General features: G+C 60.4%; 18 protein-coding genes and 5 pseudogenes. 11 read left to right on the top strand and 12 right to left on the bottom strand.

Annotated features, from left to right (window positions below; genetic code table 11):
• The first annotated feature begins 27 nt into the window (after positions 1–27).
• Positions 28–1,122 (top strand): DUF7482 domain-containing protein, encoded by a 1,095-nt coding sequence (locus GA0061098_RS05590; protein WP_245323165.1) that lies wholly within the window; start codon positions 28–30, stop codon positions 1,120–1,122.
• A gap of 27 nt (positions 1,123–1,149) precedes the next feature.
• Here GA0061098_RS05590 and GA0061098_RS45950 read toward each other — a convergent pair.
• The 4 genes and pseudogenes from GA0061098_RS45950 to GA0061098_RS05610 form a co-directional block, all read right to left on the bottom strand.
• A pseudogene (locus tag GA0061098_RS45950) lies at positions 1,150–1,365 on the bottom strand (transaldolase); the annotation flags it as partial.
• 1,084 nt (positions 1,366–2,449) lie between these two features.
• A complete protein-coding gene (msrA, locus tag GA0061098_RS05595; RefSeq protein ID WP_091954550.1) occupies positions 2,450–2,962 on the bottom strand; it encodes a peptide-methionine (S)-S-oxide reductase MsrA in 513 nt (170 codons plus the stop codon).
• 274 nt (positions 2,963–3,236) lie between these two features.
• On the bottom strand, positions 3,237–3,728 hold the full coding sequence (locus tag GA0061098_RS05605; RefSeq protein WP_245323166.1) for a hypothetical protein: 492 nt from the start codon (positions 3,726–3,728) through the stop codon (positions 3,237–3,239).
• A gap of 271 nt (positions 3,729–3,999) precedes the next feature.
• Positions 4,000–4,210, bottom strand: a pseudogene (locus tag GA0061098_RS05610) (peptide-methionine (R)-S-oxide reductase); the annotation flags it as partial.
• A gap of 674 nt (positions 4,211–4,884) precedes the next feature.
• Here GA0061098_RS05610 and GA0061098_RS05615 point away from each other — a divergent pair.
• On the top strand, positions 4,885–5,076 hold the full coding sequence (locus GA0061098_RS05615; protein WP_091954552.1) for a LysR family transcriptional regulator: 192 nt from the start codon (positions 4,885–4,887) through the stop codon (positions 5,074–5,076).
• Between the two features lie 443 nt (positions 5,077–5,519).
• Positions 5,520–6,206 carry an antibiotic biosynthesis monooxygenase family protein gene (locus tag GA0061098_RS05620; protein ID WP_091954553.1) on the top strand — a complete coding sequence of 229 codons (687 nt, stop codon included), beginning with the start codon at positions 5,520–5,522 and terminating at the stop codon, positions 6,204–6,206.
• A 1,274-nt stretch (positions 6,207–7,480) separates the two neighbouring features.
• On the opposite strand, the gene GA0061098_RS05635 is transcribed toward GA0061098_RS05620, so the two are convergent.
• Positions 7,481–8,026 (bottom strand): carboxymuconolactone decarboxylase family protein, encoded by a 546-nt coding sequence (locus tag GA0061098_RS05635; protein WP_091954556.1) that lies wholly within the window; start codon positions 8,024–8,026, stop codon positions 7,481–7,483.
• A 1,327-nt stretch (positions 8,027–9,353) separates the two neighbouring features.
• On the opposite strand from GA0061098_RS05635, the gene GA0061098_RS05645 reads away from it, so the two are divergent.
• From GA0061098_RS05645 to GA0061098_RS43555, 8 genes and pseudogenes are all read left to right on the top strand, one after another.
• Entirely contained in the window at positions 9,354–9,713 is a 360-nt protein-coding gene (locus tag GA0061098_RS05645) for a hypothetical protein (protein WP_091954562.1), read from the top strand.
• Between the two features lie 189 nt (positions 9,714–9,902).
• A complete protein-coding gene (locus GA0061098_RS05650; protein WP_245323167.1) occupies positions 9,903–10,697 on the top strand; it encodes a caspase family protein in 795 nt (264 codons plus the stop codon).
• A gap of 137 nt (positions 10,698–10,834) precedes the next feature.
• A pseudogene (locus GA0061098_RS45960) lies at positions 10,835–10,987 on the top strand ((2Fe-2S)-binding protein); the annotation flags it as partial.
• Positions 10,976–11,253, top strand: a pseudogene (locus GA0061098_RS05655) (ferritin-like domain-containing protein); the annotation flags it as partial. The pseudogenes GA0061098_RS45960 and GA0061098_RS05655, both read left to right, overlap by 12 nt.
• Positions 11,254–12,094: 841 nt before the next feature.
• Complete coding sequence (locus tag GA0061098_RS05660; RefSeq protein ID WP_091954569.1) at positions 12,095–13,156, top strand: two-component system sensor histidine kinase NtrB; 1,062 nt, start codon at positions 12,095–12,097, stop codon at positions 13,154–13,156.
• Positions 13,157–13,184: 28 nt separating this feature from the next.
• The gene (gene nhaA, locus GA0061098_RS05665; RefSeq protein WP_208610624.1) at positions 13,185–15,053 is read left to right on the top strand and encodes a Na+/H+ antiporter NhaA; all 1,869 of its coding nucleotides are present in this window, start codon (positions 13,185–13,187) and stop codon (positions 15,051–15,053) included.
• 189 nt (positions 15,054–15,242) lie between these two features.
• On the top strand, positions 15,243–15,476 hold the full coding sequence (locus GA0061098_RS05670) for a DUF6894 family protein (RefSeq protein WP_091954572.1): 234 nt from the start codon (positions 15,243–15,245) through the stop codon (positions 15,474–15,476).
• 521 nt (positions 15,477–15,997) lie between these two features.
• Positions 15,998–16,192, top strand: coding sequence for a hypothetical protein (locus tag GA0061098_RS43555; RefSeq protein ID WP_129590813.1), 195 nt, complete (start codon positions 15,998–16,000; stop codon positions 16,190–16,192).
• Between the two features lie 1,554 nt (positions 16,193–17,746).
• Here the strand turns inward: GA0061098_RS43555 and GA0061098_RS47390 are convergent.
• From GA0061098_RS47390 to GA0061098_RS05700, 7 genes and pseudogenes are all read right to left on the bottom strand, one after another.
• Positions 17,747–18,015 (bottom strand): annotated as a pseudogene (locus GA0061098_RS47390) (IS110 family RNA-guided transposase); the annotation flags it as partial.
• 52 nt (positions 18,016–18,067) lie between these two features.
• Positions 18,068–18,838, bottom strand: a complete 771-nt coding sequence (hemC, locus tag GA0061098_RS05680) for a hydroxymethylbilane synthase (RefSeq protein ID WP_245323177.1) — start codon at positions 18,836–18,838, stop codon at positions 18,068–18,070.
• A gap of 166 nt (positions 18,839–19,004) precedes the next feature.
• On the bottom strand, positions 19,005–19,265 hold the full coding sequence (locus GA0061098_RS43560) for a hypothetical protein (RefSeq protein ID WP_129590814.1): 261 nt from the start codon (positions 19,263–19,265) through the stop codon (positions 19,005–19,007).
• Between the two features lie 287 nt (positions 19,266–19,552).
• Positions 19,553–19,999 (bottom strand): cytochrome C, encoded by a 447-nt coding sequence (locus tag GA0061098_RS05685; protein WP_091955255.1) that lies wholly within the window; start codon positions 19,997–19,999, stop codon positions 19,553–19,555.
• A 13-nt stretch (positions 20,000–20,012) separates the two neighbouring features.
• The gene (locus tag GA0061098_RS05690; protein ID WP_091954575.1) at positions 20,013–20,255 is read right to left on the bottom strand and encodes a hypothetical protein; all 243 of its coding nucleotides are present in this window, start codon (positions 20,253–20,255) and stop codon (positions 20,013–20,015) included.
• 9 nt (positions 20,256–20,264) lie between these two features.
• Positions 20,265–21,593 (bottom strand): c-type cytochrome, encoded by a 1,329-nt coding sequence (locus GA0061098_RS05695; RefSeq protein ID WP_091954578.1) that lies wholly within the window; start codon positions 21,591–21,593, stop codon positions 20,265–20,267.
• Complete coding sequence (locus tag GA0061098_RS05700; RefSeq protein ID WP_208610625.1) at positions 21,590–22,990, bottom strand: cbb3-type cytochrome c oxidase subunit I; 1,401 nt, start codon at positions 22,988–22,990, stop codon at positions 21,590–21,592. The genes GA0061098_RS05695 and GA0061098_RS05700 overlap by 4 nt, the downstream gene beginning before the upstream one ends.
• Positions 22,991–23,395 lie beyond the last annotated feature (405 nt).

A 23,395-nucleotide genomic window follows, 5' to 3' on the forward strand; every position in this document is an offset into this window, starting at 1 on the left:
GAGTGGATGCAGGAAAAAGGTAGAGTCATGAAGCCGAGCAAAGAGTGCGGCAGATATATTCTTGGATCGACGATGATCTTTCTGGCGTCGTTTTCGGCACCCCAGGGGACTCTAGCAGCCGGTCCGGTTACCGACAAAAAGATCACAAAGCAATTCCTCACGTCGGGCCAAGTGGATCTCGTACGTGAGGTCGTGACGCTGCCGCTCCATCGCGGCCGTCTTACCTCGGGAGAAACTGTTTGGTTCGTTCTTACCGACGTAAGTGACTTTGCTACTTCGAAAAAGCTGGGGCTCACATGGGCGCCGAGTCTCGCCAAGGCCAAAGACTTGACGAGCACACGGGTTGCGGAAATGGACGACTCGGGTAACTTCACGTTCAAATCGGGCCGGGTCGATTTCTCACCGTCCCAGAGCTTAGTGGGAGGCGAGGCGCCCAATTTTTTTCCTCCTAAAATGGCCCGAGCCGGGTCTGTCGGAGATGCGCACTACAGCCCATTGGTTCGGGTGACGAACAGTAAGGACATTGTCTTCAATGCTCCGGTCATCGCGTTCAATGTCGGGCCCGATAAAATCACATTTTGCAACGGCAGTCCTGATTACTCGGTCGTGACGGACTCCGTTGCGAGCATCTGTCCCGATAAAGGCACCGTCGACTTGAAACTCCGGTTTGGCTTCGCAAACGGCAAACACCTGCGTTATCTTAGTTTTGACGCAAACTCCGAAGAGTCGGCGACCCTCGAGTCGTCCACCTTTGCGCCTGCGGAAAGCGACATCCTTCAAAGCGGCGCGATTGAGGTGATCTATACGATTGTGAACGGCAAAATGGGTGGGAATGATCCGAATCGCCAGGGGCTCGACAGTGCCATCAACGGAGAGGGCCCCTCGCTCGACATCCTCGCGCACTTCACGGAGATCAGCGCCGGATACTCTCCGATGTGGGACGTACGACTCGCCGAGTGGACCAAGGAGGCTATCTCGAAGGATCAACGGAAACTGATCACTGACGGCGACGTTCTCGAAGCCAAAAGTGCGTCAGGCTTACTGGTGAGTCCTGCGGGGGGGCCGGTGAAGACGACGGGGAATCTGGTGAATTGTCCGGTCGTAGGCTTCACCAACGAATAATCTCCTGCCCACATAACTGCGAGTCCCTGAGGCGGCGACGCGTCTAGCGTCGCCGCTCTGCCCTCGTCCCCATGCAAACGCTGGGTCGACAGCATCCCGGTATTCGGGAGTGTCGACACATTTCAGGACAATCGTGGGATTCGTCGTGCAGTCTACCGACTTGAGACGCGCCACCGGGCCAAGATCGCCCTTGCCGGCGACCACCGTCGACATTGCACGTAGTTGATCCAGCTTCGAGGTCAAGGCTTTCCTCTCGATGTCGGCCCAAACCCTTGCGTGCGCCATGTGGCGCGAACCGCTTTCTTGTTGCCGCCTCGCGCTTTTCTATGCCTTTCGCGCGGTCATGGCCCGGCGACGTCGCGCAAGAGCCGCCCCGCAAAACCAGTTGATTTTACTCGCCAAGCGCGCCGAAGCGCGGGTAAGGCGAGAACGTGTCGGGCATCCACTCTCAGCGCCGAACATCTGCTGCACCCCAGCTTTCGGTGGGGACGCGGATTTGGGCCTAGGTTGCCGTCCACCTCGAGTCTTTGCGCTCTGGCTCTGCACCGCTTTCCACAGCACCTGGCGAACACATGAGCCTCCGAGTAGCTGACATGCACGACTGGCGGTCGACCAGCTGGGGACTTCAGCGTCGTCGTCCCGTGCTGGCCGTCGCGGGTCTCCCACTGGAGCAGCCGCGACCGGCCTTGGGCTGCTTATGTGACATCCGAGCTCGATCAGCTCAGCGAGCTCCCGGGCGCAGATCAACCAAGCTGGCGACTGCCTGGTCGACATGCGCCCGGCATGCTAGATTTCGTCCAATGCGGCCCGCATGATCATTCTGCGCCGAGGACGCTGCCGCCGCGCCCCGAGTGTCTCGTAGTAGGAATTGAACGGGAATGTGAACCGCTCATCGAATGGCCCATAGCCCTTCAGATCAGCTAGAACGATCGCCACAAAAGCAGGTCGTCTGTGTGAGGTTCCTGTTCGCAGGGCTCTCATCGGTCGCCGGCGTCAGGAAAGAGATTCGCCGTCCTGCTCGCTTGTGCGTCAGACCTAGCGCTAGAACCGCTTAAGGTCGCCTGAGCGCGAGCGCCGACTGTAAAAGGTGCGCAGGAGCCATTGCAAGTCCTCACGATGAATTCGGCTGTCCAACGCGCATGCATCGCGCACGCCATACGTCGAGGAACGATCTAAGGTCGAGAATCTGAAGCCCTGTCCGGCCGTCCAAACCCTCAGCACCTTGTCGCGTTGTGAGCGACTTTGCGGGAGCGGCGAGGGCGGCTGGCAAACGCCACACACGCCACGTCGCTGCGCGCGCCACAGGCCACCGACAACGCGATCGTCGTCAGGCGGCGTTCCTCCGCGGCAACTTCCATTGTGGACGCACGAAGTGGCAAGTGTAGCCGTTCGGATAGCGTTCCAGGTAATCCTGGTGCTCTGGCTCGGCGTCCCAGAAATCGGCAGCGGGCGAAAGCTCAGTCACGACCTTGCCTGGCCATAGCCCTGAGGCCTCGACATCGGCGATGGTGTCCTGTGCGACACGGCGCTGATCCTCGCTTGTGTAGAAAATCGCCGACCTGTAGCTTGCGCCCTGATCGTTTCCCTGCCGGTTGAGAGTCGTCGGGTCGTGGATCTGGAAGAAGAACTCAAGCAGGTCGCGGAAGCTCGTCTGACTCGAGTCGAACGTGATCTCGATCGCTTCCGCGTGTGTGCCGTGGTGGCGATACGTGGCGTTCTCGACGTCGCCGCCCGAGTAGCCGACCCGCGTTGAGAACACACCGGGCAGGCGCCGAATCAGCTGCTGCATTCCCCAGAAGCAACCCCCTGCCAGGATTGCGCGTTCTGTAGTCCCTGCCATCGTCAGGCCTCCTGCTTTGCAAAGAACTTCGCGTACTCGCCGTATCGCTCATTCCCCAATTGGTCGCGGTGGATTACGCGAAGGGAGGCCGAGTTCGCGCAGTATTCCAGCCCGCCCTTGTTGCAAGGCCCCATCGGGTGAGACATAGCCGAGGTGGTTCTCTCCGTGCTTGGAGCGGACCTCGGTCCGTGTATGCCAACGTTCTCGAGGACGATTGCGGCCTCGAGATGCCGCATTTTCTTTTCGACCGCGGCGCAATCATAAACAGCGCTGATCATGTCAGCGCTCCCGGCATGAAGCAACGAATGTGCGGTTGGTTGGTCAGCTGAAAACCGGAGCTATACCACACCCATACCAGCGTGCTATGGTCCAAGTTCGGGTCGGTAACGAGGGCATCGTCGGGAACATCAACCCATTCGGTATCGCTTTTTTTCATGTCCTGACCGTTGGAGGCGGATCTATAGAGGTCGGCGGTCTTCGGCACCATAACCCTGTAATGGCTTTCCTTCTTGTTTTGAGTGGTCCATTCGACATCCCGCAGATGTAGGGCGTCGGAGCCATCACAGCAGGGACCAGATTTACTACGGAGCTTGGCAAACCACGGGTTCAGCTCCGGGTGCATTGCATCATGACCGTAGGAAGATGGCAGGTTCATCGTCAACATTAGGCCGATAGCCAGCATGCACCTGACGATCAGGTAACAAGCCGAAATGTGAGGACCGTAGTTCTCTTTGGGGGTAACACTCGACACGAGGATCCGCTTCATCCGGCTTTGCCAAGACCGGCTTCTTTGGATTGGGGGCGTCAGGGTGGAGTCAGTCTTGGGTGTTTCAACCATTCAATCACTCGTCTCTACGCAAGAACGACCCATCGGATTGTGCAGAAGCGAGCGGAAGAAGCCGACGTTCCGGTAGAGTGAAGTCAGGACTGCTGCTTGCGATCAGCTTTCGCGTCGACCAAGAAACGGCGCACGCAATGGGCACAAGACGACTTCGAAGGCGTGACGTTCACTTCAGGCGGGGACGGCCGCACGCGTTTTCCGTGAAACTCGGCCAGCCCGTTCCGCTGTCGAACTTGTCGAAGGATGCGAAGAGCGGCTCGCTGCAAACGTCGACGTAGAGACCAGACACCCTGTTGTCCCAGTATTCGTTGGAGAAGGGAGCGCTCGGTCGGATCAGTCTGCGTGTCGCGGTACTGCTCGGGAGTCAACTTCGAGACCGCTTGGGGAGTTTTCCTGTAGGTCGGCATTCGCCGTACTCCGCTTTGTGCTGCATTGAAGATACGTAGCGGGTCGTTGACCGTCCAATCACCTCCAGCTATCGAAACGATGCCATAGGACCGACACTGGAGGTGTTTCAATCTGCCGGGGCCGGTTCACTTTCCCAGGAGAGGGGTCTGACATTGTTGGAACAGAACTTTGAATCGGCGCTCGCCGCCATAGTCAACGGCTACGGCGAAGGCGTGTACCAGAGGCCGCGTTACCGTGTCACCGGGCGGAAGTCTTGCAGCGGTAAGCGAAACCAGCCTGTTCGCGCGAGCGCTCGCCGGCGGCGACGTCGTAGCTTCAGCCTTTTACCGGTGGGGACTTTTTGCGTCCTGAGATATGCCGGCCGAGAAGGTCGTTGCATCTTGTTCTCGGATATCTCCCCGGGCAGCGGAGGGCATGGAGCCGCCGAGGAGACTGTGAACGCTTGGAAAGCCACACTCGAGACCACAGTCGACGTTTTTCGCGACAGCCGGGGAAGGGGGCTTAGGATCGCTCCCATCTGCGGTGTGGTGGCGGTCACCGCCGCGCTCCATTCGATCCTGACAGCCTTCGCGCTGGTCCCTGATTCCGTGTAGCTCGCCGCGAGCGCACCGAGCGATAAACGATCGACTCTCATCACTCAGACTGTTCGCCCAATGCCGCGCGCGCCAGCAACATGTCCAGTGCTGGCCGGAGTGCGCCTGTCGCCTCTGCATCCGGGCTGATCGCCGCGCTCGAGGAGGAGGTCGACGCGACACTCTTCAGCCGCACTACGCGAGCGGTGACGCTGACCGAGGCGGGCGCGAAGCACCTGATGCGCATTGAGGCGATCCTAGCGGAGCTCGACGAGGCCGCGGTAAGATCATAATGCCGCAAGGGCATTTACCGACTTCCTTCTCAGGAGCCGCTGCGCTGCTCGGAGGCAGTCAGGATAACTGACCGAGCTGCTGGAGGAGCCGGCGTCGGTTGCACGCGAGTCCGATGCGGAAGGCGGAGGGCCGTCATAACCAGCGACTATCGACTTCATGGCGTGATGTCATTTTCCATTCGCCGCGCGGAATTGCATGCTTTAACGGTGACCGCCAATCCGGATCAGACTATCGGACCGGATTTCCCGGGACAGCACCTCGGCGACAAGTTGCCGGTGCTTGCGGCCGGACGCACGCCGCGGATCGATCCCCGGGACTGGCTTTTCATGCTGCGGCTGATTGGGGCCAAGGGCTACGCTGCCGTGCTTAGCTATTCGATCGACCGGGCAGTTCGACATCGAGAATCGACTGCATCGCAGCACTCTAGGAGCGGGATACGAGTATGTTTTCAGCGATTTTTGAGGTCCTCCCCAACAAAGAGAGCTGGGATGACTATTTCGATAACGCCAAGAGGCTGCGCCCCGAGCTGGAGCAGGTCGAGGGCTTCGTCGACAACATCCGATACAAGAGCCTCACTCGCGAGGGCTGGATCCTGTCGCTTTCGAACTGGCGCGACGAGAAGTCGCTTGTCCGCTGGCGCTCCCGCAGGCGTCATCATGAGGTTCAGCAGAAGGGCCGCGAGGAAATCCTCGCGGACTATCACCTGCGCGTGGGCCAGATCACTGCCGACAATCAGGTGCCGGCTGGCTACGCGGTCACTGAGCAGAGGCTCGATGAGACCGAAGTCGGGGAGGGAACGACCGTCACGCTTATCAACGCGACTCGCCCCGGAGAGTGGAAGCAAACTGACAACCCATACGATTGCGCAGAGTGGGTCGGCCTGAACCCGTGGGCCCCCGACACTACGTCTTGGGACATCTTCGAGGCCGTACTTACGCCCGGCGACCTGATGCTGCTCATATCCTGGAAGGACGCCGCTGCAGCACGGGCCTATGAGGACGCTTCCGCGCCGAATGAGAAGGCAAGGGTCCGGAGAGTGCGGATCGTACGCGATTATGGGAAATACGACCGTCGCGAGGCACCTCAGTACTATGCAGCGGCCCAGGGCGGTGAGACCCTCCACGCCTGAGATCGCTCCGTCGTGACGGCCGGCCTGCTGCGAATTAGACCGAGCGTTGGCGCAGTCGGGAGGCGTGGAGGAGCCAGGGTCGCTCTCGCGAGGTGACAGCTACGAACACGATCAAGGAGACCCGCCGAAATGACGAGCGCAGTGGCCGAACCATCGCGGAATTTCGGTTCTGCTAACGGCGTCGCTCGTCTCGCTCCTCATGTGTTCCGCTCGAATATCATAGCGGTCTAGTTGCGCCGGATTGGGGCAATCCCTCGAAGCGTCCTTCTGTCGTCCAGTGGGCGATCAACGCTTACGTGCTCATCCCCATCGGTGAGCGTGACGCGGATGCGCGCGGAGGCGCTCGCAAAGGCCGTGTAAACCGATCGACTGCCGTGATCCGCTCTGACGGGCCAGCCAAGACCCCCTCCTCAAAATATGAAAGGAAAGCACGACGACGAATTCGAACGACGATAGAGCACTCCGCCCACAAACTGAGGTGGCCGGAGACCTCGACGGCGCTGGCACGCTTGACGGCCGTGCCGGCTCATCGGTGTTCTCGATCGGCGCCCCGACGGCGGGGGCGGCACCGCGGGGGCGAACGCCTACGAGTTGCTAAGCGGTTCGCTCGCCGCGTGCACGGCGATGACCATACGGCTGCAGGTGCGAAGGCGAAGAATCCCGCTTTCCCACGGCGATGTAGCCGTGTCGTACCACCACGCAGGGGACCGCGGCCGCGAGTGTTTCGAGCGCTCCATCAGTCTTGAGGGAAACCTTCGCGACGGCGAGCCGCGCCCAACTGGGACATGTGTCCCGTCGGGCGGACGTTCGGCCTCAGCGCAAACATCCGCACGAACGACCACGTCAGCGTCGGGCCGGCGGCAAACTATGACGACTTGAGCGAGCTTCCGATCCCGAAACTCCACCCCGACTATGGTGCCGCGAGGTAGTCTGCGAGCGCCGCGGCGTTGTTGCGTTCGGTGTCGCGGGCCGCGCCGAAAGAGCAGCGTGACTTTGCTCGTCGATGCAAGATCTGTCACGTGCTCGACTGCGACCTGATTAGCGCGGAGCTCCTCGAATATCGCTTGTGATACTCGCGCCAGCGGTTCGGGCCATCGCTAAACCCGGTCCTGAGGCCGGCGCTCGGGGGCTCGACGCTGGCTTGCTTCTTTCTGAGCCCATGCGATCAGATGCGGTCGACCAGCACCCTCGTGCCGTGCGCTTGACACCATGCCGCGGGGACCGTCAAGATATTGGATTCTCCGGCCCCCTCTCCAAAGGAGGGGCACCTCGCGTTAGACCGCCTTCGTGGGAGTGACGTCGGGAAAATCGATCGGGGTCTGCACCGCGTTGTTCATGAAGTTGGTCAACAGGAACTGGGCAGTCAGCGCGATCATCTCGACGATGTTGGCGTCTGTCCAGCCCGCATTCCTGACCGCCGCAAACTGGGCGTCGGAAACTTTGCCGCGCGTCTCGATGAGCGCTTTCGCGAAGGCGACCGCAGCCTGGCGTTTGGGATCGGTCGAGCGGCCCTTCCTGTTCAGCTCGATTTCATCCGCCGGGATTTTGGCCAGGTTGCCCGCGGTGAAGCTGTGCGCGGCCAGGCAGTAGTCGCACCCGTCCGCCTCCGACACGGCCAGCGCGATTCCGTCTCTCGTCTTGACGTCCAGCGTCTTCGCCAGCGATCCCATCAGGGTAGCCCAGCCTGAGATCGCGTTCGGGCTGATTGACATGAGGCGATGCAGGTTGGGCACGAAGCCCAGCGTCTTATCGACGTTGTCGAGGATCGGCTTGGACTCCGCGGGGGCGTCCTCGCGCTTTGGAATGGCAATACGGGGCAATTGATTCTCCTGCTGCAGATGGAATCCGATTGTTCGGATTGGTGACGATGCAGGCCGTCACTGACGCCGATCGTCTCAGCCAGTGATGGCTACTGGACTGCTTCGAAGACTAGAACGGGTCGCGCCGCGGCGACCATGTTTCTTGATCATGCAATCGATAACAGCAGGTCATCGGCTGAGCACCGATCGGCGCACTAATGTCACAGTCCCAGACCTCGTCCTCGGCTGCTCGCCGACCGGGTTGGAACTGGCGGCTCTGAACGCCCTCATCTCGCCTTGCAGGTCTAAGATGCGGTACCTGACCGGATCGAGCGCTAGCGCCAACTCGGGCTCGCGGGAGCACGGCGTGATGTGTTGCGGGCAATTCAAGCGGGAGCTGGACCGCGTGCTCGACCTTGCGTTGTAGCCAAGCGACGCGAGGCGCCGCGCCAGATCGGCGTCGTCCTTCAACTCTCTAAATTCCGCGAGCGCGTTGATCTTGAGACGCAGCCCGTTGGGTAGCCCATCAGCATGACCGCGGCACCATCTTTGCCGCCGCCTGTACTGCGCGTCAGCCCTTGCGTCCGTTACTGTTGTTGAGGCGTACCGGCACCTGATGTGGACCGCGGCGGCGCTCGCATCAGTTACCGCGTTGATGGCACTGGTCCGGCTCGGCGATGATCCTTCCGGGCATAGCGGGGCGAATTGAGCCCCGCGCCGGCTCGGCGGGCAGTGACACATGCGTCGCACGAAACCACGCAGCCTTGCCTACACCCGCGGTGAGTCGGGGGCATACCCGAGAAAAAACGCGACAACCTTCTCGGCTGGCATTTCGCCAGGGGCGCACGGCCGGAAAAGGGGTTGCAGCTGATGACGCCTCCGCCCCGCGAGCACTCGCGCGAATAGGCTGGTCCGCTTTCCGTCGCAAAAGTTCCGCCCGGTGACGCCGCACTGCAGCCCTCGTACACGCCTTCGCCGCAGCCGCTGGCTATCGAGGCGAGGGCACCGATTCAAACTCCTGTCCCAGCAATGTCAGACCCGTCTCCTGGGGCAAGTGAACCGGCCCCGGCAGATTGAAACACCCCCAGTGTCGATCCTCGTGGCATCGTTTCAATAGCTGGAGGTGATTGGACGGTCGACGAACCGGTACCTAATCTTCAATGCAGCACAAAACGGAGTACGGCGAACGCCGACCTGCAGGATGGGTGGCTAAGCATGGCGTCATAGCTGACAAGCGCTCTCCACGCGAAAGCCCCATATGTTTGATCGGCGACCGCGCCGGTCCGGGCGAATGCCGACCGCTACTGGACCGCCCGAACACTCTTCCTAACCAGATAAGAGAACTATCATGACAAAGCGTTCGCTTCTGATCGTGGCAACAAGCTGCTTCATTGCATTTGCACCGGCAGCATACGGGCGCTCGGCCTACGACGGCTCTTGGGACCTCATCTTCGTGACGCAAAGGGGAATCTGCGATTCCAGTTACACCTTTACTGTCGATGTGACCAACGGAAATGTCACGCATCCCAATCTCGTAAAATTTCGAGGTTACGTCGCAAGGTCCGGCGCGGTTCGCGCTTCGGTGACGGTCCAAGACAAATATGCCGCGGGTGCGGGCAAATTGTTCGCAACGTCCGGTCGGGGAACTTGGAGCGGCCATTCAGGAACGGCGCGATGCTCAGGCTACTGGACGGCGCACCGCAATTGACGGACGCAACGGCGGGCGCGCGACCGGGTGCGACCGCGCGCAAATGCTGCCCCGGATAGGCCGCCATCTCGGTGAACTGGAGACCATAATGAAATGACAGTTGCCAGAATACTAGTCGGCGCTGCAGTCCTGCTCGGCTTGTTCTCAACCGGCCTCGACAGAACAATGCGGTTGGAGAAGCCCCGGCCCATGAGCGCGCCAATCTGGGCGGGTGACTCCGCACCCCTGGATACTAATCGGCTAGCTCTGGTGATCGGCAATTCAATCTATCCCGATGCGGACTCTCCTCTTCCCCAAATGGCACGCGATGCGGAAGGTTTGGCAAATGCTCTTCGCAACGACGGTTTTCTGGTCGACGCCGTTGACAATGGGGCGCGCCCCGACATTACCCGCGCAATCGATCATCTAATCGCAAGAGTACATTTGAACTCAATTGTTTTGGTGTATTTCGGAGGTTACGGTGTCCAATCTGACGGACAGAATTATTTGATTCCGGTCGATGCGAAGATCTGGAGTGAAGAAGATGTCCGTCGACAAGGCGTAAGCATTGACCGTCTCCTTTTGCAACTCAAGGCTTCCGGAGCACGCGTCAGGCTCGTGGTCATTGAGGCCTCACGCCGCAATCCCTACGAGCGACGCTTCAGGACTTACTCACACGGACTTGCACCTATTCAAACGAATGAGAACGCGCTCATCCTGAGCTCAGCGGCGCCTGGCCAAGTCGTCGAAGACCCGGATGAACTACATAGCCGGCTGATGACCGCGCTTCTTAAGGTTATGGAATCTTCGAAAGGGTTCGAGGAGGTCTTCAACAACACCCGAAACGCAGTGGTGGCTGCTACCCACGGTCAACAGATTCCAGCTGTGTCATCAACGCTAACCGAGAGCGTTAACCTGTGGCCGACACGGAGCGGCACGCTCCCGTGTGCTCCGCCGGCTCTGCACCTAGCGGCCGCCGCGAGTGATCAAGCAGATTTCTGCTGAGCTATAAAGATCAAACCTCAAGGCTGACCTCCCATGGAGTGCGCCACTCAATCGTCTGCGTTGTTTGGAACCTCCAACGCGCTGTAGCGCCGTCCCATATCGACACGCCGCATCACTGGAGGTCGTTTTCGCGTATCATGATCATCTGTTCCTGTAATGTCCTCAGCGACCACGATGTTCGCCACGCGGTCAACACGGCCGACAACGCGCAGCGCAATGCCAAGCAGATCTATGATTGCCTCGGCTGTAGCGCCGAATGCGGCCGCTGCGCCCGCACCATGCAGATACTCGACCCTTTGCGAATCGGCCAGAACGTCAAGGAAATCATCGAAGCGACCTCGCCGCCGAGATGAGCGCGCGTGCGCTGTACCAAGAGGCGGCGACGCATTGTCATTCCGTCAAGGATTATGTCACCCGCGACTTGTTCGAGAACCTGATGATGGACGAGGAACACCACATCGATTTCCTCGAGACGAAGCTTGATTTGATCAACCGGATCGGGATCGAGCTTTACACCCAGAATCATGTCGGTGAGCTCAAGACCGAAGAGCACTGAAGTTTGCTCCGATAGTCCTTTCTGCCAGTCCTAAGTTCGACTTCTGCGCCTGCTTTGCTTCCAGGTGGGCTGCGAACAGTTGCTTCAGTTGACTGGTCGGTGGTGGGATGGACTCCGCGCGACGAACGGCCCTCGCGGGCCACGGGAATCCGGGGGCCGTAGCGCTACTGGTCGAAGGACAACTTGTCGCGCGTAGGCGCCCTCGAATGCGTTCCGGGCTGGGGCGATTTCGAGGTCCTGGGTGCGGGGATTTTGAACCAGTGACTGGAGAGTTGGAAATCGGTGCGAGTGATAGCCACCGCACAAAAGCCGGAAGAAAAGAGAAGCCTGTGCCGCCCGCCGAGTTCAGAGTGAGAGGCGAGCGTTCCTTTCCCGGAACATCGATCCAGTAGGGGAGTGCGAGTTCAAGGGCAGCCCGTCCTGCGATTCTCTGGGTCATGGCTATACTCGCAATTCTGATTGCGGCGGGTGTGTACGCTGGCGCTTCGGCCTCGCGATCGCGCTTGCGGAACCAGTGTTATTGCCGTGGAACGGGCCGGTAAAGCTATGATCGTCTCGTCAGCCGCATTTACTACGGCCTATCCGGATAGGCACGTGAAACACCTTTTCGCGGTCGCCGAGAGTCCTGGTACGGCGAGGCGGTGCGGAGGGAAGTGCCAAGCTCCCGCCGCGGCGCCAAGCGCCTCTCATCCATTCCAATAACGGTCGGCTATCGACTCCATGGCAAGAGGTGATTTTCCTTTTGACCGGCATGGATTCAACCTTCGAGCCATCGTCCCCCGCCCTCGCGTAAGGGCTAAAATCTGCGTTCCGTTAAACAGTCGCAGCCAGAAGGTCTGACATGCAGATCAAAGAGACAATGGGTGTATCATTCCCCGGCGCGGTCGAAAGCCCGCCCCTGGAGGATGTCGTCGTGCTCGGGGACCGCGCCGGGCTTGCGCTTGGAATGCAGCGTGCGATCAACGCAAGCGTGCGTGACGTACGCGATGACGGTAGCGGGCTCATCGCGTCCAGGTACGTGGAGATCCCGCTCGTCGGGTCCGACGGCAAGGTCTCGGGGATGTGCCACACCCGTCCGCGATCCGACACCGGAGGCGCGCTCGCGGCTGGCGGGCGGGCGAGGGTGAGGGCGATAGCGGACGTGGCGCAGTTCGTCCACGACATCAATAACCTTCTCGCCGTTATCGGTAGCGGACTGCAGCTGCTCGAGTGCCAGAGCGATGCTGCGCACCGAAAGGCCATCCTCGACAAAATGCAGGAGGCGATCACGCGAGGTGCGTTGCTTTCCCGGCAGCTCCTCGACGCTGCGCGACCGCACCCCAAGTCGATCGACGGGTTTGTCTCAGGCACTCGCTTCGCAGCGATAGCGGTCACCCTTGACCGGGCGTTGCGTCCGGACATTACGATCCGCACCGAGATCGCCCCTGATTTATGGGACTTCAACGCTGATCCGGAAGAGCTGTACTTTGCGCTGCTGAATCTCTGTCGAAACTCGGCCGATGCTATGTCGGACTTCGGCGTGATCACCGTGGCGGCGCGGAACGTCGAACCTTCGTCTGGCGCGGCCCGGGCATTCGTCGAGATTATCGTCGCCGACGACGGGGAGGGCATGCCCGAGGAGGTCCTTTCGCAGGCCTTCACCCCGTACTTCTCGACAAAACCCGCGGACAGCGGCACCGGTCTCGGGCTCCCCCAGGTCCAGCGCTTCGCCGAAGGCTGCGGCGGCGCCATCAGTATAGAGAGCAAGCGGGGTTCAGGCACGCTGGTGCGCCTCTTCCTCCCGCGCGCGCACGCAGCTGGGCTCCCCGGCAGTACCGTCGGTACGGAAATAGCGTACGCGCCGTCACCCGACGGCGGCGTATTCCACGTCATCAAACCGGCGACGGCTGCGCCAACGTCGTAGCGGCGCGAACACCTGGACTGGTTAAGCGATGCAGCAGCTCATGATCCCGCCCGGCCGCCTCGACCGTCCGGTCGACCAAAAGACGGACCACGTGCTCGGCGCCGCCGATGCTGAGATCTCGCTCGTCGAGTACGGCAGCTACGCCTGCCCGCACTGCAGGGCTGCCAACGAGCGCATCGCGCAAGCACGCGACCAACTTGGCGACCGCGTCTGCTATGCCTTCCGCCACAGGCCGCTCGCGGACAACAGCATTTCCTTTCGGGCCGCCGAGCTCGCTGAGCTTGCTCAGACGCCCGAGGCGTTCTGGTCCGCGCATATCAAGCTGATGACGAGGTCGACGCAGCTCACAGAGGACGACCTCGTCGCGGTGGCCGCCGACCTCGGTGTGAACGCCGACTTCGCGCTTGGCAACAGCGACGCCGTACGGCGCGCGAGGGCGAGGGTGGAGGCGGACGTCGCAAGCGCTCGCGCAAGCGGCGTGAGATTCACGCCGACCTTCTACATCAACCGGCGGCGCTATGACGGGCCCTGGGACGAGAGTTCTCTTGTTGATGCAATGCTCGGCACGCTCGGCCACCGCGTCCGTACGACAGCCTTGGAGTTCGCGAGCTGGGGTCCGTCCGCCGGCATTTTGCTGGTCCTCGCGACCGTGGCGGCGATCGTCGTGACGAACTCGCCGATCAGGCCGACGTTCGAGGCGCTCTGGCGCCAGGAGCTGGGCGTGAGCTCGGGCAACGCAGCCTTTCGGATGTCCATCCTCCATTGGGTCAACGACGGCTTGCTGACGGTGTTCTTTCTCGTTGTGGGATTGGAAGTGAAGCGGGAGATGACGGTCGGCCACCTCGCAAGCAGCCGCTCCGCTGTGCTTCCGATCGCGGCCGCGCTCGGCGGCATGGTCGCGCCCGCGTTTCTGTATGCGTTGGTTATCCCGGCGGGGCGGTGGTCGCACGGGTGGGGCGTTCCAATGGCGACAGACACTGCGTTCGCGATTGCCTTGATCGCCTTGATGGGGGACCGCGTCCCCGTCGAGCTGCGTATCTTCCTCACCGCGGCGGCCATCGTCGACGACATCGGTGCGATCGTCGTCGTTGCAGTGTTCTACTCTGGCGAGATCCATCCGGCCTACCTTGCCGCGGCCGCGGCGGTTGTGGTTGCGTTGGCGCTACTGAGCCGATCGAGGGTCTACCTTCTCTCGCCTTACCTCCTGTTGGGCACCGCGTTGTGGGCGTTCGTCTACACGGGCGGCCTACACGCGACGCTGGCTGGCGTGATACTGGCGTTGTTCATTCCGACTCGCCCGCCGGCCGATCTGACTGCCCTGATGACGCAGGCCAGCACCATCATCGCCTCCGAGGCCCGGCACGAGGGCGAAGTTCTCAGGCATGGCCCCTCCACCCCGGCGCTGCACGCGCTCGACGCGATCCATGACAGACTTGAATCGCCCGCCGACCGGCTGCTACGGCGCGCCGGCGCGCGGTCGAGCTACGCTGTCCTTCCGATCTTCGCATTGGCTAATGCGGGCGTGACGATCGACCCCGGCGTCTTCGTTGGGCACGGCTGGCTCATGGCCGCGATCATTGCGGGCCTCACCATAGGAAAGCCGGTCGGCATCTTCCTCGCGGCCGCTGCGGCCGTGCGCGCTGACATGGCCGTCAAGCCGGCAGAGTACACGTGGCGACAGTTGGCCGGGGCGGGATGCCTCGCTGGTATCGGCTTCACGATGTCGCTGTTCATCGCCGGGCAGGCGTTTCCAGGCGACACGGACTTCTCGGCCGCCAAGATTGCCGTGTTCGCCGCGTCAATTCTTTCGGCCGTTGTTGGGACTGCCCTGCTCTGGGGAGCTCCGCGCCAAGAGCTTATCGAAGAGGCGCCGCAGAGCACCGGCATGCAGGTGTAGTAATCCGCGGGTGCTTATGCGGGATCGTGGAGATTTTTGGATGATTCTACCTATTGGTACGAGAGTAGCAGTCGCTGCCGGCCAAATCCTCGAGACACCACCGATTCCATCCGTCGTATCCGCCGGCCGTCGAGAACACCAACACGCTGAGGTATCGCGGCGAACCGTCGCATGTGAAGGAGGTCGAACATGACCCAGGTATATTTTCACTGCTCGAACACGAAGAAGGTTTTCGTCGATCGCCGCGGCGCCGTGGTGGACGATCTTGCTGAGGCGCGCGATCACGCGACCCGTGTCGTGCAATCTTTAACCAGCGAGCGCAGCCTTGAGGATTGGCGTGACTGGGTCCTGCATGTCAGCGACGACCGGGGCGATGAGCTCTTCGTTGTGCCCTTCGCTTCCGTGCTCGGAAAGCCGAATTGACGTCGCCACGCTCCGGGCGATCCTTTGGGCCAAAGCGCACATACGCCGCCTAGAAGCCAGGCGGCTGGAGACCCGCGAAGACTCTCGTCAGCCTCGTCGACGCAAGATCAATGAAAGCGCGCACCTTATCGGCAGAAACCGGTTGGCTGCACACAGGAGATGGACTGGCAACATTGCAGGAAGAAATCTTTGAGCGATCATGGCCGACCAGAACCAAGGCCCGCGCTTCCAAAATGACTGTGTGATGCTCTCGGACCCCTAGACAATAATTCGATCATCGGGGGCGTGCGGCATGCCGGAGTGAAAAACAAGACCTAGCGGCACAACGACGTCGGCCACATCGAAGATGGCGGGAGGCCCCCGAGTGGCCGAAGCTGATCTTGTTGGAGGCTCTCTACTCGGGGACAGCGACATCTCTTCAGTGAACCGCATCTGCGATCTCGCGGGGCAATAGCGCAATGAGATCGATTAGGTTCATTCGGCAGGCATGTACGGCCTTGCTGGCGCCCGCATCGACGCGCGTGAGAGCGCCTCACACGCGGCGCGTGGTCGAGGGTACACTGGCGAAGGCGCTCGGCAGTTACATCCCGGCGAGCGCCGACGTCATCGATCCTGTGCGCTTTTACGCTCCGGGATTCATGTTCACGACCGCATTGCCGCCGGCAGCCCGCGCCGCTGCCACAGCGGCGATCAGGCACCTCAAGGCCTCGCAATGAGCGCGCGACCGCCATTAGGACTGCGCCTCGGGGCAAAGGCCCTTACTGAATGCCCCCGCCGCTAATGACAGCCTACATGCACATTGTGCCGGTGGTGGGGATCCTGAGGAATTCAGGAAAACGCGCGAACTCCTGCTCCCCGAGCACAGCATCTCGGTGCACGCGCATAGCATTTAATTGGATCCAATTGCTGACAGGATCAGCAACCCCAGATTTATTCAAAAAGGCGACTTAAACCGAAGACAATGAGGGTTTACTGCTCGTCGAGGGCTAGAAATAGACCAACGTATGATCAGACCATTCCGATTGTGGAATGCGATCCTCCCTCAGCACGATAACGCGATACAAGGGTGCCATGGCCTAAGTAATCGTTCTGAGATAGCAGTGAGTCAAACGGCTGAGTGCCGAAAGTCGCAGCGGAACCGGTCCCGCGAGCCGGCAGTTGCAAGAAGAGGTCGGCGGCGTAGCGCCCGTCGGCCTTTTCTCAGCTCCCTTCCGATCAAAGAAGGGTCCCATGATTATGGATGGGCCGAATAACACCGACCCGGTAAGAAGAGGCTCTCTTGAATCACAAGCCCTGAATGGCGCCGTTTCCGAGAGGTCGCAATGCATCAGATCTATCTCACGATTACGGTTAGCAGTCTCACGCTGCTAGTCGGCATGTATGTGCTCGGCGTTGTGCTTCTGTAAAACCGTTGATTCGAGATTGCCGCTGGCACACCATATCTGCCGGGCCATCACAGCCTCATTCCTTGGAGCCAACAGGTCTCGGAACCGCTAGGGTCGAGCTGAAGTATCCATCGCATGTAGGCACCATCGACCGCAAGGCGCCACAGCCTCCGTCGCGGATGACTTTGGCGAGCAACGGTTGGGAGCGGCCTTTGGGGTCACTTTCATCGCGACAAAATTGCGTCCTTAGAGCAAGAGAAAACAGGCTTCTGCGAAAACGACACGCGAAGTCATCTGGTCTCCTCTGCAAGACACTGTCGCGGGCGAAGAGGGCCGCGAGTATCGGTGCCGTCCAGCTGTCTCCACCGGCAGCTAGACTCTCGGCGACCAGACGCCAGTTTTCCAGCGGATGCTCGTCTCACCAACTTTATCAATCTGGAAGAAGGGGCGCGTCTGACGTTTAAGACGCAGAATGGGCCTCGAACCTTTTTTTCAATCGTTGACATGAGTCAAGTTGCTCACGTGTCATTCAGCCCGTTAATTGCGGTTTGTTGTCAACCTTACATTTGAACTCGCCCATGGCACGATGGTAGCGTCCGCGCCGTCGGAGCTGGTCGGGGTTGCGGAGACGGCGCGGGCGCGGCTGATACATGCTCTGCTGGCCAGGCATTGGATCGTACGGGCTGGTTGATGTCTTCGCTCGGGTCATGGTCGTTTCCGAGGTCGCGCAGCGCCTCATGATGCTGTCCGGGTCGGACGACCTCAACGTCTGCAGCGGAGTACAGTCAAGCCGCCAGCAGCCGAATTGAACGAGGTCGCCACAACACGGTCCCAGCGGGACATCGCCAGTCCGGCAGACCGTACCAGGAACTTTACAAAATCGGGTCAGGCTTCCTTCGCCTGGCCAAAGTCGAACGATGTGCCGTCGACCCAGATGCCGTGCAGAACAACGGCGATCTTGCGCCGCGATAGCGAGCTTCGCCTTCCTCATGCCAATCCTCTTGGCGAGCTTAATTCCCCAGGCCTTGCGGGAGGACCATTTCTGCGTTCGATAAAGCAGGATGTCGCGGCCTCGAACAGGTAAGTTCGGAGAAGGCGGTCGCCCCATCGTGATATTCAGTTTCGTCAGTTTGGTTGCGCCGAGGTGTAAGTCCCCAGATGGGCGTGGCTTCCCAAGAACATAAGTCGTCATGCCAGCTAGCGAATTCAGATTGGCCTTTGCTCTTCCGCTGTATGGACTGCCGCTTTCAATATCTCCTCCGCTCCTTGCTGGAGGAGTTTATGCCCGAGACTTCTGCCTATTGCGTCGGCTTGATCGGCCAGACCCACACTTTCATCGACAATCTTCGTTTGGCCATCCGGATGAGTCACCTGTCCTCGAAGTGTTAATGTCCCGGCGAGCCATGTGGCAGAGACCCCGACGGGCAGGCTGCAACCCGCATCGAGACTTCTCATCAGTGCGCGCTCTGCATCCACTTCGGAGCGCGATTGCCGGTCTTCAATCTTTTGAAGCAGCGCTATGAGTGCCGTATCCTCTTCGCGAGCTTCGGCCGCGAGAGCACCTTGACCGACTGCATACGGGAAAACATGGGCGTCTAAAATCTGTGAGGCCTCATGTAGCAATCCTAGTCGGGACAACCCGGCCGCTGCCAATAGAGTTGCGTCTATTCCCTCTCGGTTCTTTGCCTTACGCAGCCTTGGAGAAACGTTCCCTCGGATGGGTCGAATGTCCAGACCACTGCATAGAGCGAGAAGTTGAGCTTTGCGGCGAATTGATCCAGTGCCGACGCGCAGCCCCGGTCGTAGCTGATCTAGCGTAACACCACAAATGGCGTCGCGAGGATCCTCTCGCTTGGGAACGGCCGCCAATACCAAGCCGGACTGCAATTTGGTTGGAAGATCCTTGAGCGAATGAACGACCAGGTCAACTTCGTTGCGCAGAAGCGTGTCTTCGCTCTCCTTCGTGAATGCTCCGATGCCGCCAAATTGCTGAAAGGGCGACCGTCGATCTTTATCACCAGCCGAACTTACGTGACCAAGCGTACCTCAGCGGCCGGCTCGACGCCACGAATAAGATCGGCGACGTGGCTGGCTTGCCAACTGGCCAAATCACTTCGCCTGGTACCGAGTCGAATTTCCACGATCAAACCTCTTGCTTCTTGAAGAGTTCGCCGAGTTCTCGCGCTGCGCAAGTAGCTATAAAATCGGCGCCTGCACGTTTTGCCGCACGGCATAACTCTGGTGTGGTGGTCTTTGCACGGGCATCTTCATTCGGAGCGTATTTCATCAATCGACACTCGCCCGAAAGCGAAAAGCAGCGCTGGACAAAGTCGAGAAGAGTGCCGGTTTCGACGAGAGTGGAGTTTGCGCTTCGGATGCGAGTGCGCCGAATGCGTCCATACATCCGTTCAACTCCAAGGGGTCGAGCTGAAACGCGCACGCAGGCTGCCATCCCCGGTGTTCATAGCGGAACGATGAAGGTAGTAGAACGGCGATCGAAATATCATGTGCTGCATCACGCTAACCCCAAGGGGAAGCCTCCGTCGTCAAGAGATAAAGCCCCTCGATCAGATCGCGTTTCTTCGCCTCCACGCAATGTATCATGAACGCGTGTATTCGTCTTAACCTGCGGATAGCCGGATGGATCAGCAGCCGCAGCTCCTCGTTGAGCTCGTTTGATCTCGGGGCGCGCTATTTGAATGGATTCATTGACGAGGAATAGGTTGGTGTCTTCGCGTAATCCGCCGGAACGTTCCAAAGGGTTGCGACATACCAGGCGGTCCAAGCAACGATCAGTAGGCTCAGCACCCACACCCAAACCGGCATCGGCGAGGGCGATTCCGCCCGGTGCGGCTCGAACGGCTCTTCCGCTCCAAACGCGTTGACCATGAGGCGCACCGTACCGTGAACGACGGCACCATCACCAAGCCCGGTGACCGTGATCCCGGGGCCATTGCGGACTTGGAATCGAAGGCGTCGGACCCCGACCTGGCCGGTGGCGTCTTGGGCTTCGATGCGCAGGCCGTGCTCGCCGTCGGCAAGGCTCTTGGTGTCGAGCGCTATCTCGGCCGGCGGCCGCTGATCGGTGACCGGATCGGGCGTGTCGTCTAGATAGATGCGGATGCGCGGATCGGGCACGTGTTGCATTCCTCTAACGGTCGGCGTCCAAAACGCGGTATTTTGGATGATTGGGATCCCGTTCGCCGGGGGCGACGAGCATCCGCAGCGCCGCCACGATGCAGCTGAGGGTCACGAGCCCAGCCGCGCCCGCCACCAGCACGTTGCCGAGTAGTGGTCCGGCAAGACCATGATCGCCAGCGCCATTAGCGGTCGCAGGCGCAGTGCAGAGGTAGCCAAGCGCCGACAGGATCCAAGCGGCAATCGTATCGGTCATCGTCGCCTCCTATTTCTTGGCGCGGAGCTTCGTGATGTCGGCGGGCGTCACCAAGGGCCCGTGGTTACCCCATGAGGTGCGCTCATGATTGATGATATCGGTGATCTGCTGATCAGAGAGTCTGTCAGCGAACGGCGGCATCTCTACTTCGTACTTCTGGCCATTGATCGCCTTGCCACTAAGACCGCGCAGCATGGCGCTGATGTGTTCGGTAGGGTCAGTGGCATTAACGACCTCATCGCCCGCAAGTGGCGGAAATGTGCCAGGCACGCCTTTGCCCTCGGCACCGTGACAGGCGGCGCAGTTGTCGGCGAACAGCTTCGATCCTTCCGCGGCATCGAACGTCGGTGCCGGGGCCGCTACCGGCGAGACCTGTTCCGGCGGCGTTGCCCGGTTCTGCAGTGGTTCGTTGGCGCGCGCCGCGACGACATCAGCCGCGCTGATCAAGGCACCACGATTGCCCCACGAGGAGCGCTCGTGGTCGATGATATCGGCGATCTGCTGATCCGACAATTGATCCGCGAACGCTGGCATCGGCGCTTCATATTTGTGGCCGTTGATCACGTTTCCGCTAAGTCCGTGCAGCACAGCGCCAATGTGTGCCGTGGGATTGGCGGCGTTAACCACCGGATCTCCGGCGAGCGGCGGAAACGTTCCCGGCACACCCTTGCCTTCCGCGCCGTGGCAGGATGCGCAGTTATCGGCGAACAATGCTGCACCCTTGGTGGCATCAAACCCCAGGGGCCTGCTCGATGGACCCAAAGGCGCGGCGCCGGGCTGCGTCGAAACGAGCGCGGGCTGCTTCAGTGACAACAGATAGGCCGCCAGCGCCTTGCCGTCGTCGTTGGGGATGACGGTACCGCCTGGCGCGAACTGGGGCGGCAATGGCACCGCTTTCTCATCGGGAGGTAATTTGTCCACAACCCTGAACAACCAGGGAAAGGCCGGCATGATCGATTGCGGCACCACTGCGCGCGGCTGATAGAGATGGATGTACTGCCATATGCTGCTCGATTGCCGCGTGCCGATATTGCTCAGGTCGGGACCGTTGCGCTCCGAACCCAGCAATTCCGTGGTCTGATAGGCATAATCGCCCGGCGCAGAAGGACGGCCAAAGGGCTTATCTCCGGAGAGCGGGCGTACTTGCTGGGTATGGCAATAGAAGCAGCCTTCGGAGACATAGACATCCCGGCCTCGCGCCTCAAGCGGGGTCAGTGGCTTAAGGCCCGGCGTCGGAGGTACCCTCGATAGCCAGATGCCCGGCAGCACGCCCATAAGAATTGCCAATCCAGTGTAGATCAGCGTTGAACTGCCAGAAATCGCCAGTGACCTGTTCATGCCGGCACCGTCTTGGCTGCGGCAAGCGCGGCGTAGGACCTACCGTAGGTCATTGTCCAGACGTTGAAAGCGAAAACGAGATGGCCGGCGAACATCAGCGAGCCGCCGACGGAGCGCCACAACCAGTATGGCGCGGCATCTTCGACCGACTGGATGAAGGTTAGTCCTCGAAACCAATCGAGCCCCTGAATGGTGCCGGCGGCCGACAGCGCCGCAACGTAGATGACAACACCGACGGCAGACAGCCAGAAATGGATGCCCATGGCCAGGTTGTAGGGATACTTGCCGGTGGCGCGCGGCAACAGTGCATAGACTCCGCCCCAGATCGCGAAGGTGACAAAGCCATACATCGTCAGGTGCGAGTGCCCTACGGTGTAATTGGTCAGATGCCAGAGCTGCTGCAGCGAGCGGAATGCCTCGAATGTGCCTTGCGCCGAACCCAGAAGATAGCCGTAGACGCCGACCAGGATGAACACCGCGGGCGAGCGATATATCCATTCGTGGGTCCCCCGGAAGGTGAGAAGGAAGTTCGCGGTGCCGCTCAGCACCGGAACCAGCATGGCCACACTGAAAACGATGGCCGTAGTCTGCAGCCACCACGGTAATGGACTGAATTCAAAATGATGAGCGCCGACGATCGGATAGAAGATGAGATTGGTCCAGAATGCAAAGACGCCAAGAGAATACGAATAGATCGGACGGTTCAGGAGCTTCGGCAGCGCATAGTAGGACACACCGAGCGATAGGGGCGTGAACCATAGTCCGACGGCGTTATGCATGAAGAAGGCCTGTACAGCGACCTGACCCAGTCCGAACTGGTACCAGGGCAGCATCGACACCACGACCATGACAATCGTCCACAGCGTGCCCCCGATAGTGTACCAGTTAGAAATATAGATATCCTCGCCATCCCGGAGCTCGACAGTGGCGATCATATTCCAGACCGCGGTGATCAAACCAAGTCCGAGGATTACGCGAATCCACCACAGCCATTCGCGATACTCCTGACCGTAGTTGAAACCGAAATCGAGTGTAACCGTGCCCAGCACCGCGGCGAGATTAAGGAGCGCAAGACTGATCCATGCGAGGCGCTCGCTGTAGAGCCGCGCGCCCGAACTGCGCGCGGCGATGAACAGCGCAAGTCCGATCAGAGCCTGGCTCGCCCAGGCATAAAACGTTCCGTTGGTGTGGATCGCGCGCAGCCGTCCGAACGACAGCGCCGGCGTGGTCGCGAAATCCGGATAGGCGAATTTGAAGCTGACTAAAAGTCCCACGGCCGTGGTCAATACGAGCCAGATTGTCGCCGATGCTACGTAAGCGGCTAACACCCGCGCCAGAACGGGGTCATCCGGAGCGGCTGTCCGAAGCGGAATGGCCGCAGCGTTGTTTGACATCATCCGACTCTCCGTCCCGTCGACGACGTTGTCCAGCGTTGCCCCGAAGCGCGCCCGACGATGCTTTGCAAAATGGCCTTGCCACGCCGGCGACGGAAATCACCTCTCGCCATAGAGTCGATAGACGATCGTTATTGCCGCTGCGCCGCGTGACCCTGTAGCGAGGAATGCCACCAGACGCACCCGCAGAGAGTCCCGTTGCCGGCCTGGGACAAACCCAGATCGCGGGTGGCAACGCACCCCCGTCCTTGACCATGATGCCGCTTCAAGGTGGATTGGCGTGCTCCACGATCAAGCTGTTCTTGCACCCTCAGGTCTGCTGGTGGCACAGCCAAGCCGTCCGACCCGCCACTCGATCCGAGCTGATCCGGACGACTTAGGTTGCCTTTTGGCTCCCAACCGAGACCT

This window comes from Bradyrhizobium shewense (assembly GCF_900094605.1).
Lineage (GTDB): Bacteria > Pseudomonadota > Alphaproteobacteria > Rhizobiales > Xanthobacteraceae > Bradyrhizobium > Bradyrhizobium shewense.

Bases quoted from the DNA above. Each gene is read 5' to 3' on its own strand.
- GA0061098_RS05590 (WP_245323165.1), top strand. From the start codon at position 28: ATGAAGCCGAGCAAAGAGTGCGGCAGATATATTCTTGGATCGACGATG.
- msrA (WP_091954550.1), bottom strand. From the start codon at position 2,962: ATGGCAGGGACTACAGAACGCGCAATCCTGGCAGGGGGTTGCTTCTGG.
- GA0061098_RS05605 (WP_245323166.1), bottom strand. From the start codon at position 3,728: ATGAAGCGGATCCTCGTGTCGAGTGTTACCCCCAAAGAGAACTACGGT.
- GA0061098_RS05615 (WP_091954552.1), top strand. From the start codon at position 4,885: ATGTCCAGTGCTGGCCGGAGTGCGCCTGTCGCCTCTGCATCCGGGCTG.
- GA0061098_RS05620 (WP_091954553.1), top strand. From the start codon at position 5,520: ATGTTTTCAGCGATTTTTGAGGTCCTCCCCAACAAAGAGAGCTGGGAT.
- GA0061098_RS05645 (WP_091954562.1), top strand. From the start codon at position 9,354: ATGACAAAGCGTTCGCTTCTGATCGTGGCAACAAGCTGCTTCATTGCA.
- GA0061098_RS05650 (WP_245323167.1), top strand. From the start codon at position 9,903: ATGAGCGCGCCAATCTGGGCGGGTGACTCCGCACCCCTGGATACTAAT.
- GA0061098_RS05660 (WP_091954569.1), top strand. From the start codon at position 12,095: ATGCAGATCAAAGAGACAATGGGTGTATCATTCCCCGGCGCGGTCGAA.
- nhaA (WP_208610624.1), top strand. From the start codon at position 13,185: ATGCAGCAGCTCATGATCCCGCCCGGCCGCCTCGACCGTCCGGTCGAC.
- GA0061098_RS05670 (WP_091954572.1), top strand. From the start codon at position 15,243: ATGACCCAGGTATATTTTCACTGCTCGAACACGAAGAAGGTTTTCGTC.
- GA0061098_RS43560 (WP_129590814.1), bottom strand. From the start codon at position 19,265: ATGTATGGACGCATTCGGCGCACTCGCATCCGAAGCGCAAACTCCACT.
- GA0061098_RS05690 (WP_091954575.1), bottom strand. From the start codon at position 20,255: ATGACCGATACGATTGCCGCTTGGATCCTGTCGGCGCTTGGCTACCTC.
- GA0061098_RS05695 (WP_091954578.1), bottom strand. From the start codon at position 21,593: ATGAACAGGTCACTGGCGATTTCTGGCAGTTCAACGCTGATCTACACT.
- GA0061098_RS05700 (WP_208610625.1), bottom strand. From the start codon at position 22,990: ATGATGTCAAACAACGCTGCGGCCATTCCGCTTCGGACAGCCGCTCCG.